Below are 9,790 nucleotides of genomic sequence, written 5' to 3' on the forward strand. Positions count from 1 at the left end.
CCAACGTTCAAAATTTATAAATCTATGAGACATCAACACTTTAGAAATATATGGTACTATAGTAGTAATATTAGAAGAAAAAAGAGGAGGATGGATGATCAAATGGGAGTAAAGTGGAAAGACATTTTTTCTGAACGAGGTATTACGTTGGTAGAGATCATTGCATCCATCGCCATACTTTCTTTGATCATCCTTACTTTTGTACCTATATTTACTCAATCCATGCGTTCATCGAAGGCTGCTTCGGACATGCTGGATTCCACTTATTTGGCACAGACTGTCATGGAAAACGTCTATCAATTAACTACCGAGTACCAATTTAATGAGGCCGTCAACCATGTGGATGAGATGACATTTATAGGTTCTCAAGATGATTGGTATCAATATGTACAATATAAAGACGGGACTTATATAGAATTATTAATAGAGAAGCCCGATGATGAACTCTCCAATGTACTTGTAAAGGTGTATGCCGATGATACCAAAAGCAAATTAGAGGCCCAAATGGAGACGATCTACAGATGGGAGTAAGGACATGAGAGCTCTTTTTAAAAATCAAAAAGGAATTTCGCTTGTTGAGTTATTGGCTGTACTGGCTCTTTTAAGCATGGTGATTATGTTAATCAGCAACACCCATCTATTTGGTCAGAAGCAGTTCAGCAGTCAGTCGGATCAGATTCAACACGAAGCCAATGTACGGTATGTAATGAACGTTATCACCAAGGAGGTCCGGACTGCTCCAACTGATAAAATAACAATTACCAATAATAAAATTAAGACTCAGAATGGAGAGTTCAGGCTGCAAGGGAACAGATTTTATAGAGACGACATCGTAATCGAAGAAGGGATTGCCGAGTTCACGATCAAGAGAACCGGAAATGAAATTACAATTAAGATTAAAAGTGAGCCTAACGAGTTTAATAAGACTGCCTCACTATCTACGAATCTTTACATAAGGGAGTAAACCTGGATGAAAAAATTTAGATGGGCAAACGAAGATGGAATGACACTTGCCTCTATGCTGATGCTATTGGTCGTTTTATCTGTTCTCGGGCTGGGCTTGCTGACCTTTTCTGTCAACCATGCCAAACAAAACTCCATAGAACGCTCCCACCAGGCTTCATATTATATTGCGGAAGCAGGGGTAACTATTCACATGAGAGAGGTCGAAAAGGCAATTCAAGATATTTATAACAACGCAGAAAATAAGAAAGACTTTTTTTCTGATTTTAATGATTTTGTGGATCGGGAATATTTACGCCCTGTAATAGTAAACTCTTTTGAAACAGTTTATAGTGAACAGCCAGAAGCCACCGTCAGCATTCAAAAGGTAGAAGAAGATGATAAAGATGAAGAAGACGACCTACAAAACTATAAAATAACCTCAATCGGAATGATCGGTGAGCGCTCAAGAACCGTAGAAAAGCCATTCACGGTAAATTGGCAAGAAAAAACGGGCCTTTCAATCCCCGAGGATATGGCGGTTTATACCGACACCACCATTACCCTTAAAGGAGGAGCAATCATCAGCGGGAATATGGGAACCAACTCGGACTCATCGGGGACGATTTCCTTCAAAGGCGGGGCAGCACACCGAAACGGCAGTATTTATGTACCGAAAGGCGCAGAAGACGGAGCGATCGATGCCCCTCACTATATGGACATTGAGGAGCCCCTGCCGATGGACAGTCCTGTTATTTTGACATTGCCTCCCTTTCCTTCCTATCCAGAGTTTCCTGTTTATCCTGACCAAAGAATTGGTACGGAGTGGAATAAACATGATGTGGTAAAGAACGGGAGGCTTTTGATAGACAACTATCTGGCAGATAACTATACACTGCAATTGAATGGAAATGCCTCTCTTTCTGAAATTAAGTTAAGCAGCAATTATACCTTGAACATAAATGTGGGGGATTCAGACAAAGCAATTGTTGTTGATCATCTGAACGTTCAAAATGGTCATATCAATATAACCGGCACGGGCAGTTTGACGTTCTATGTAAATGACGAAATATCAATGGGGTCCGGGAGCACCATTAATAATAATGGAAATATTGAACGGCTGCATATTTATTTAAAGGATTCTAAAAAAGTAAAGTTAAGCGGAAATCAAAAGATCTTCGGTTCCGTTTATGCAGAAACAGCCGATATCGAGCTCACCGGTGGCGGGGGATTCCAGGGTCATATATTCACTGGGGGAGATGAAGTGACCATCTCAGGAGGAGCCCGTACTTACTCTTCCTTACTTTATGCACCTTTTGCCGACTTCAGGATCACAGGCGGAGGCAGCGTCAAAGGAATGATTCTGTCCCGTTCATTTGAAGCGGATGGCGGGGCATATGCTGAATTTGAGGATCTTGATTTATCAAGCGTACCTTTTGGGTCAAACAGCGGCAATGACACTCCGAATGATTTAATTAAATCAGACCCTTTACGGGAGACTTCTCCATAAAAAACAGCTCCCTGTACGACAGGAAGCTGTTTTTTTATCTATAATCCCTACAATTTACCACATCCCATAATGCAATCTTCCATTTTCGAAGCTAAGCCTGGAGCCTTCTCCATTCCCCTCACCAATTTCAACAGGTTTTCCTGTTTCAATAACCTTTGAAATCAGCTTTGACGCTTCCTCTCTTGGGGTCCCGGTGTAATAAACATAAAGGTCCACGAACAATTCTTTGTACTCCAAACCTGTTGAGAATCCATAGTTAATAAAGGCAATCGCTTTTCTTTCCTTGTTGAAAATAGCCGCTACATCAGAGCTTGGAGTGTAATAATATCTTCCCCCATGTTTTTTGGCTATTTCATCATACTTATAGAAGCTTTCATCATTATATGGCTGTCTGCTGTTGATGATTTTATGACCATCAGGGGAGATTTCGATAAATTCCATTGGAAAGATTTCTTCATATTCTTTCTGAGCAGCTTTTTCTTCCTCTGCTTTCCTTTTCTCTTCTGCAAGGCGCTCCTCTTCCGCTTTCTTTTTTTCCTCCATCCGTTTCTTCTCTTCCATAGCAGTCAGCTGGTTGCGTTCGTAAGTTTTCGAAACAGTGTTGATTTTTTCTTGCAGCCCCTTGTTCACATCGCTGTATGGTAATTCGGCCACTTTACCGGACAGCTCTGAAACCTTTTGCAGGAACTCAGCTTTTGAAAACGACAATTGATCGGCAATTGATTGCAGCTCATTGATTTGATTTGAAGCATGTTGATATGCAGCCACCTGCTCCTCTAAGCGGGTGATTTGCGGCATATATCTGTTTTGAAAGTATTGCTTGATGGATGAAGTTTCAATTTTAGCTGTTTGCTTTTTAAAGTCAGCAAGCTCTTCTTTTATGGAAGTGAACTGTTTTGATAAACCCTGATCGAGCGGGTTACTCTTTATTTTTCCAGCCATAGTATTAATCCTGCTTTGGAGCTGATTGGCAGTCGGAACGATACGGTTGTACTCTTCGATCCCTTTTAATTTAGGCAGTAATTCCTGTTCAATTTTTTGTTTATTTGCTCCGTCCAAGCTTTGTTCATCCGCGGCATTCAGTGATAACTGGGCAGATGCTAATTCCTCTTCGTTCATCAGAGTCAGAGTTCCATCTTTCGTTACTTCACTCATGTTAGTCTGCATCGTTTCATATAAAGAAGACAAGTTTCCTTCCAATGAATCATATGCTTTTTCAGCTTTCACCTTCTCAGTTTGAGATAAACCGAACATCGTCCCCCCGGATAAAAACACCAATCCTACAACTGTCCATACGACAGCTTTCCAATTACGTTTTTTAAACATCATGTTCCCCCCGCTTTTTTCTTTTGTACATTAGACGATTCCCGGAGGATTTTTATTTCATTTTTTTAAAATTATTTTCCATATTTTTTAAAAACAGACAATACCATTATTTTTTAAATGTTTGCAACCTTGACAATCCCTACTAATATACTATAATTAAATTCATTAAATTCCGATTAGATTAATATGAATTATAGGGAAAGGTGATTATTTGTTCATTCAAATCGAACATCTGAACAAACAATATAATGATAAAACCGGAACACCGGTCGATGTATTGAAGGACATCAACCTTGAAATCGACAAGGGAGAATTCGTATCAATACTGGGTCCGTCAGGTTGCGGGAAGTCCACGCTGCTTTCGATCGTTGCCGGACTTACCAAGTCGACGAACGGCGAAATAACCGTCGGAGGAAATCCGATCAAGAAACCCGGAAAAGACCGGGGCATGGTGTTCCAGCAGGCTGCACTTTTCCCTTGGCTCAACGTCCGGGACAACGTAACGTTTCCACTGAAAAAAGAAATGTCCAAAGCCGAAGCGAGGCAGCAGGCTGCAAAATATCTACATATGGTGCAGCTCGGAAACTATCAGGATCATTATCCCCACGAACTTTCCGGCGGTATGCAGCAGAGGGTCGCAATCGCTCGGGCGCTGGCGATGGATCCGGAAGTCCTTTTAATGGATGAACCATTCGGCGCACTCGACGAACAGACCCGTTCCCGTCTTCACGGTCAGCTTGAAACCATCTGGATGGAAACGAAGAAAACCGTCCTCTTCGTCACCCACAGCATCTCGGAATCCATCAAACTATCAGACCGGATCATCGTAATGGGCACACGCCCCGGGACGATCCTGGCTGATATCAAAGTGGAGATCCCCCGCCCAAGGGACGCTCATAAAGATCAAATGGTAAAGCTCGAGGAGCACATCATGAGCTACCTGAAGAAGGAAATCGACAAAGTCATAAGTGAGGAATTGGCCCATGAACACAGCTCTTAAACGAATCATCTTCTTTGCAGTCATCATCGTTTTCTGGGAAGGCGGTTCCCGGTTCGGACTTTGGACGGAGGTTGTGCTCCCTTCCCCTACTTCAGTTTTTGAATCGCTGATTGCCGGGATTTCCGATCAAACACTTATCATTGATTTGATTGCAAGTTTCAAACGTCTGTTGATTGGATTGGGGATCTCCCTGTTGATTGGAACCTCCATCGGCGTGCTTTTGGCAAAATCAAAAACGGCCGACGACACGCTTGGATCGGTATTGCTTGCATTGCAAAGTGTACCGAGCATCGTCTGGCTCCCGCTCGCCATCATGTGGTTCGGGCTGAATGAAAAATCGGTCATATTCGTAGTCATTTTAGGCGGAACCTTCGTCATGGCACTGAATATCCGGATGGGGATCAAGAACGTATCGCCGCTATTCATCAGGGCCGCTCAGACGATGGGATCGCGCGGATTGGATCTGTTCATCCGGGTCATCTTCCCGGCATCGATTCCTTATGTGGTGACAGGTTCCCGCCTTGCCTGGGCATTCGCGTGGAGGGCCTTGATGGCCGGTGAACTTCTGAGTACCGGACCGGGACTTGGCTACACGCTCCGGTACGCATCGGATTTCGGCGATATGAGTCTCGTGATTGCGGTGATGATCATCATCGGGGTCGTCGGGGCAATTGTGGATCAGCTGATCTTCCAGCGGATTGAGAAGTCGGTTATGAAGCGTTGGGGGCTGGAGTCTTAGGCGGTTGCTTGGTTCTTTCGGCCGCTTGCCTGGATTTTCAGTTTTGATAATATAATTGGATTTTTGATAATAAATGGTTGGTTATTGATAATATATTCCGTTTTTTGATAATAAACGCTTCTCCTTTACACATTAACGTAATGAAAACCCTGACCAAAAGTCAGTTACTCACCCATAAAAACCATTAGGAGGCTACAAAATGAAAAAAATCTTTCTTTTTACAGCGATTTTCTTCCTTTTAACCGGTGTTTTAGCCGGATGCGGAACATCAGGTAAAACGTCCGGATCTTCTTCGGACAAAGAAAAGATCGTCATCGGCTACTTCCCGAATATTAACCACGTCCCTGCAATGGTGGCAAAAGATAAAGGATACTTCGAGGAACAGCTTGGGGACGGCACGAAAGTCGAATACAAGACATTCCCTGACGGTTCATCCTTCATGACCGCCCTTAAAACTGGCGACATCGACGCCGGACTTGTCGGACCGGGTCCTGCCATGAACAACTACATGACAGGTGCGGATGTGAAGATCATCGCCGGTGCCTCCACAGGCGGTACGGTCGTGCTTGCCAGTGAACAAAGCGGTGTCAAATCCGTCGAAGACTTCACAGGAAAATCATTCATCACACCTGCAGTGGGCTGTACGCATGACGTTCAAGTCGAGACATTCCTTCAAGAGCACGGCATCGAGTCTCAGCGTATCGGTGGAACGATGAAACATGTTACCGGAAACCCGGCACAATATGCTGCGATGCTGAAGTCAGGTAAAGTCGATATTGCCGTCGCTCCAGAACCTTGGGCAGCCGTCATCCAGCAGGAAACCGGCGCAAAAGTCATCATCGACCATGATGAAGTTTCATTCGGAAAAACCCTTCCGGCATCCGTTCTTGTAGCATCCGGCAAATCAGTGAAAGAGAACCCTGACCGTATCCAAAGCATCGTGGACGCTCACAAACAGGCAACAGAGTTCATCTCTGAAAACCCTGAAGAAGCGAAAGAAATCACGATCAAAGATATTAAAGAAACAACAAAACAGGAATTGAGCAAAGAAGTCGTCGACCAGGCTTGGGAACGCATAGGATTCACGTATAAAGTTGACTCTGAAGCGGTGCAGGCATTCGCCGACTCATCATACGAACTGAAATTCCTGAAAGAAAAACCAAAATTCACAGACCTGATCGATACACAATTCATCGACTAATTTGAAGGCCCGTCCCTCGTCGCTTTAATACGGTGCAGGGACGGACCTTTGTTGTAAGGGGGAGATTATGATAAAGAGGTTATGGTTGGTTGTGCTGGCTGGATTATTTGCGGTTTCACTCGTTGGTTGTGGTAATAAAAATGCTGAAGAATCATTTCCGATGAGCGTCGAAATCGGGGAGCTTGAGGCTATAAATCAAAACGGCGACACTGTGAAGCTTTCGGCACTTAATGAGGATAAAATCGTTATCGCAGACTTTATCTTCACCAATTGTGATACCGTCTGCCTCCCGATGACGGCGAATATGGCGAAGCTTCAAAACAAAATCAAGGAAGCCGGTCTGCAAGATGATGTCCAGTTCGTCTCGATTTCAATTGACCCAGAAGAGGACACACCTGAAACACTGACAGAATACAGCAAACGCCACAGCGCAGACTACAGTAACTGGACATTCCTCACAGGCTACACCCGTGATGAGATTGAATCGTTTGCAAACGTTTCTTTTAAAACCCCTGCTGCCAAGGTGGAAGGTTCGAACCAGTTCGTTCATGCGACTTCTTTTTTCCTGGTCGGTGAATCAGGCATACTGCTTAATAAGTATGAAGGCGTTTCTGAACCTCCTTTTGAAGAAATTATCAAAGACATCGAAAAACTAAACTAACAACAAAAAAGCTTGATTCCCGATTGGACGGGAATCAAGCTTTTCTAAATTTCCTGCAGCCATTCATAAAATCCGGCTTTCCGCAGTACCTGGTCTGCCTTGTTTTCAGAATGGCGAATGGACACTTCAAGACCTTCGTGTTTCAGCAGACAAACTAGATCCATCAGAGCGGAAACGCCAAACTGATTAATGAAATCCAGCTTGCTGATGTCAATTGAAACCTCCTTGCAGTTTTTAAAATAATATCTATATTCAAGCAAGAACTCATCCATTTTTTCGATCGTAGATGAACCAAGATGCCCGGCCAGAACCACTTTCATTGTCCCAAACCGCACAGAAGCCTCGATGTTCAAGCTTTTATCGTAAAGACGAGTGTGGCCCATATTGATAAATAGATCTTTCCCGGAAGACGGATGGTAAAAGAAACACATTTCCTGCTTGGTTGAAAGATTCATACGAAGCACCTCAATCTTTGTGGTTTAATAACGCAGATAGTATTTTTTACCCATAAACATTTCAGTTCAAACATAAATTTTGAGATTTTTTTCCTAAAATTATTTTGCTTGTTATTAAGTCTATAATCTCAATTCTCAGACTGAAATCAGATAAATAAAAATCATCTTTCACTGCTAAAATCTTACTTCTTTTCCTTCCAATTCAATTCCATCTCTATTAGACTAGTAAGGGGAGGAATGAAAATGAAAAATATTATAAGAGTAATAATGATTAGTGCACTATTCTTAGGAATGGGTGTTTCTTCTGCAAGTGCTCAGGATTTCACTGATGTAAACCAAGATTACAGATTTTATGATTACATAATGCACTTAAGCGGGAATAATGTAATTAATGGCTACTCCGACGGTAAGTTCAAGCCAGGGAACAATATTTCCCGTGGAGATGCCGCTGTGATGGTAGGAAGAATCCTCGACTTTAGTAAAGAGACACAAGAAACACCTTTCCCTGATGTTTCAAAGTCGAATCCAGCATCCGGCTATATTAAGACCGCTGCGGAAAAGGGTATTATCAATGGATACCCAACTGGTAAATTTGAACCTTATAAAAATATTACTCGAGGGGAAATGGCCTTGATAATGTCAAGAGCATTTGAACTCTCAAAAGAAGAAATAAATCCTTTCGTTGACGTTTCAATTCAAAACCGTTCTTACATTGCGATTCGCCAACTCTATGCATCTGGTATTACCCAAGGAAATGGGAAGGGGAACTTCTTTCCAGATAACCCTATCTCCCGCGGAGAGTTCTCAGCCTTCCTAGCGAGAGCAACTGTAGATGAATACCGTCTACCTGTTTACCCATGTGGTTACAATCCAGAATCAAAAACAAATCCAGACAATCAGACGGTAAACTGTTTAATAACCAACGCTGCATTAGAATCAGACACAGTCGTTCCGCCGGAAGTCGTAAAGAGTATCGCTTCTATTGAGAGTGGCTGGAGGCAATTCGATGATAACGGAGAGCCGCTCGAAAGTGATGACAATGCAGATGTTAAAGGCTATGGCATAATGCAAATCACTACACATGATTTTGAATTGGATGAACAAAAAGTAAAAAATAATCTACTTTACAATCTGGAGAGCGGAATAAAAATTCTTGCTGATAAATATAAGAATTCTCCAATTCCAACAATTGGCGATAAGGATCCTATGAATCTTGAAAACTGGTATTTCGCTATTATGGCCTATAATGGGACAGTCGCCCAGAACAGTCCTTTTTATAAAGCCACAGGTGATAATAATTTCGATGCATATCAAATGAAAGTATATGCCAACATGAATGCAAATGGGTTTGTCGATCCACAAATTTTTGATATCCCGATGAATGTAGATGATTTCCATTATGGGGAAGATACGAATTGGGATATTATTTTTAAAAAAGATCATTATAATTTCTATTCGGATTACACTCCGTCCAAACATTATTTTAATACCGATGATCTAGTCGTCCATGTAGGATCCACCCTTCGAGCAAAACCGTCAACAAAGTCTGCTGGGACTGCTTTGGACTCTGCAGAAAAACTGAAAATATTAGGGGCACCTGTTTACGACAGTGATCCAAGATCCACTAATCAGTTTGTCTGGTATCCTGTTGAAGTAGTGAGAACGGGGCACAAAGGTTTTGTCGCTTCATATAATGTGCGTCAGCTTCCATAGAATTATAAAGAGGCTGGAACAAAAGTGTTTAGCCTAAGTAAAACCCAAACTAATTTGCAAAAGATAGCGCAAATTAGTTCGGGTTTTTAATTTGTTCGAAGTGCATTTAGAGTTTAGCCCTTTCTAGCGATTGATTGGAGTGCAAGACGAAGACTCCTGCGGGAATAGTAGCTTATTAGAAAAGCGGAAGGGCTTCGCTCAGAGGCGGGGGGCATAAGACGAATTGGCCACGAAGGCGTTCTT

General features: G+C 42.5%; 10 protein-coding genes. 8 read left to right on the forward strand and 2 right to left on the reverse strand.

Annotated features, from left to right (window positions below; translation table 11 throughout):
• Positions 1 to 90: 90 nt before the first annotated feature.
• The 3 genes from ACKA06_RS05990 to ACKA06_RS06000 are packed head-to-tail and all read left to right on the forward strand — an operon-like array spanning position 91 to position 2,452.
• A complete protein-coding gene (locus tag ACKA06_RS05990; RefSeq protein ID WP_411159263.1) occupies positions 91 to 531 on the forward strand; it encodes a type IV pilus modification PilV family protein in 441 nt (146 codons plus the stop codon).
• A gap of 4 nt (positions 532 to 535) precedes the next feature.
• Entirely contained in the window at positions 536 to 964 is a 429-nt protein-coding gene (locus tag ACKA06_RS05995) for a prepilin-type N-terminal cleavage/methylation domain-containing protein (protein ID WP_411159264.1), read from the forward strand.
• A 6-nt stretch (positions 965 to 970) separates the two neighbouring features.
• Positions 971 to 2,452 (forward strand): DUF7305 domain-containing protein, encoded by a 1,482-nt coding sequence (locus ACKA06_RS06000; RefSeq protein ID WP_411159265.1) that lies wholly within the window; start codon positions 971 to 973, stop codon positions 2,450 to 2,452.
• 54 nt (positions 2,453 to 2,506) lie between these two features.
• On the opposite strand, the gene ACKA06_RS06005 is transcribed toward ACKA06_RS06000, so the two are convergent.
• A complete protein-coding gene (locus ACKA06_RS06005; protein ID WP_411159266.1) occupies positions 2,507 to 3,778 on the reverse strand; it encodes a hypothetical protein in 1,272 nt (423 codons plus the stop codon).
• A 211-nt stretch (positions 3,779 to 3,989) separates the two neighbouring features.
• Here ACKA06_RS06005 and ACKA06_RS06010 point away from each other — a divergent pair, with 211 nt between their 5' ends.
• The 4 genes from ACKA06_RS06010 to ACKA06_RS06025 all read left to right on the forward strand — a co-directional run bounded on the left by ACKA06_RS06010 (position 3,990) and on the right by ACKA06_RS06025 (position 7,379).
• The gene (locus tag ACKA06_RS06010; RefSeq protein WP_411159267.1) at positions 3,990 to 4,778 is read left to right on the forward strand and encodes an ABC transporter ATP-binding protein; all 789 of its coding nucleotides are present in this window, start codon (positions 3,990 to 3,992) and stop codon (positions 4,776 to 4,778) included.
• On the forward strand, positions 4,762 to 5,517 hold the full coding sequence (locus ACKA06_RS06015; protein WP_411159268.1) for an ABC transporter permease: 756 nt from the start codon (positions 4,762 to 4,764) through the stop codon (positions 5,515 to 5,517). The genes ACKA06_RS06010 and ACKA06_RS06015 overlap by 17 nt, the downstream gene beginning before the upstream one ends.
• Before the next feature lie 199 nt (positions 5,518 to 5,716).
• The gene (locus tag ACKA06_RS06020; RefSeq protein WP_411159269.1) at positions 5,717 to 6,718 is read left to right on the forward strand and encodes an aliphatic sulfonate ABC transporter substrate-binding protein; all 1,002 of its coding nucleotides are present in this window, start codon (positions 5,717 to 5,719) and stop codon (positions 6,716 to 6,718) included.
• A gap of 67 nt (positions 6,719 to 6,785) precedes the next feature.
• Positions 6,786 to 7,379 carry an SCO family protein gene (locus ACKA06_RS06025; RefSeq protein ID WP_411159270.1) on the forward strand — a complete coding sequence of 198 codons (594 nt, stop codon included), beginning with the start codon at positions 6,786 to 6,788 and terminating at the stop codon, positions 7,377 to 7,379.
• Between the two features lie 44 nt (positions 7,380 to 7,423).
• Here ACKA06_RS06025 and ACKA06_RS06030 read toward each other — a convergent pair whose 3' ends face one another.
• Positions 7,424 to 7,834, reverse strand: a complete 411-nt coding sequence (locus ACKA06_RS06030; protein WP_411159271.1) for an STAS domain-containing protein — start codon at positions 7,832 to 7,834, stop codon at positions 7,424 to 7,426.
• Between the two features lie 243 nt (positions 7,835 to 8,077).
• Here ACKA06_RS06030 and ACKA06_RS06035 point away from each other — a divergent pair, with 243 nt between their 5' ends.
• Positions 8,078 to 9,547 (forward strand): S-layer homology domain-containing protein, encoded by a 1,470-nt coding sequence (locus ACKA06_RS06035; protein ID WP_411159272.1) that lies wholly within the window; start codon positions 8,078 to 8,080, stop codon positions 9,545 to 9,547.
• Positions 9,548 to 9,790 lie beyond the last annotated feature (243 nt).

It is taken from the genome of Rossellomorea oryzaecorticis, assembly GCF_045897515.1.
Taxonomy (GTDB): Bacteria; Bacillota; Bacilli; order Bacillales; family Bacillaceae_B; genus Rossellomorea; species Rossellomorea enclensis.

Bases quoted from the DNA above. Each gene is read 5' to 3' on its own strand.
- ACKA06_RS06025 (WP_411159270.1), top strand. From the start codon at position 6,786: ATGATAAAGAGGTTATGGTTGGTTGTGCTGGCTGGATTATTTGCGGTT.
- ACKA06_RS06015 (WP_411159268.1), top strand. From the start codon at position 4,762: ATGAACACAGCTCTTAAACGAATCATCTTCTTTGCAGTCATCATCGTT.
- ACKA06_RS06035 (WP_411159272.1), top strand. From the start codon at position 8,078: ATGAAAAATATTATAAGAGTAATAATGATTAGTGCACTATTCTTAGGA.
- ACKA06_RS06030 (WP_411159271.1), bottom strand. From the start codon at position 7,834: ATGAATCTTTCAACCAAGCAGGAAATGTGTTTCTTTTACCATCCGTCT.
- ACKA06_RS05990 (WP_411159263.1), top strand. From the start codon at position 91: ATGGATGATCAAATGGGAGTAAAGTGGAAAGACATTTTTTCTGAACGA.
- ACKA06_RS06000 (WP_411159265.1), top strand. From the start codon at position 971: ATGAAAAAATTTAGATGGGCAAACGAAGATGGAATGACACTTGCCTCT.
- ACKA06_RS06020 (WP_411159269.1), top strand. From the start codon at position 5,717: ATGAAAAAAATCTTTCTTTTTACAGCGATTTTCTTCCTTTTAACCGGT.
- ACKA06_RS05995 (WP_411159264.1), top strand. From the start codon at position 536: ATGAGAGCTCTTTTTAAAAATCAAAAAGGAATTTCGCTTGTTGAGTTA.
- ACKA06_RS06005 (WP_411159266.1), bottom strand. From the start codon at position 3,778: ATGTTTAAAAAACGTAATTGGAAAGCTGTCGTATGGACAGTTGTAGGA.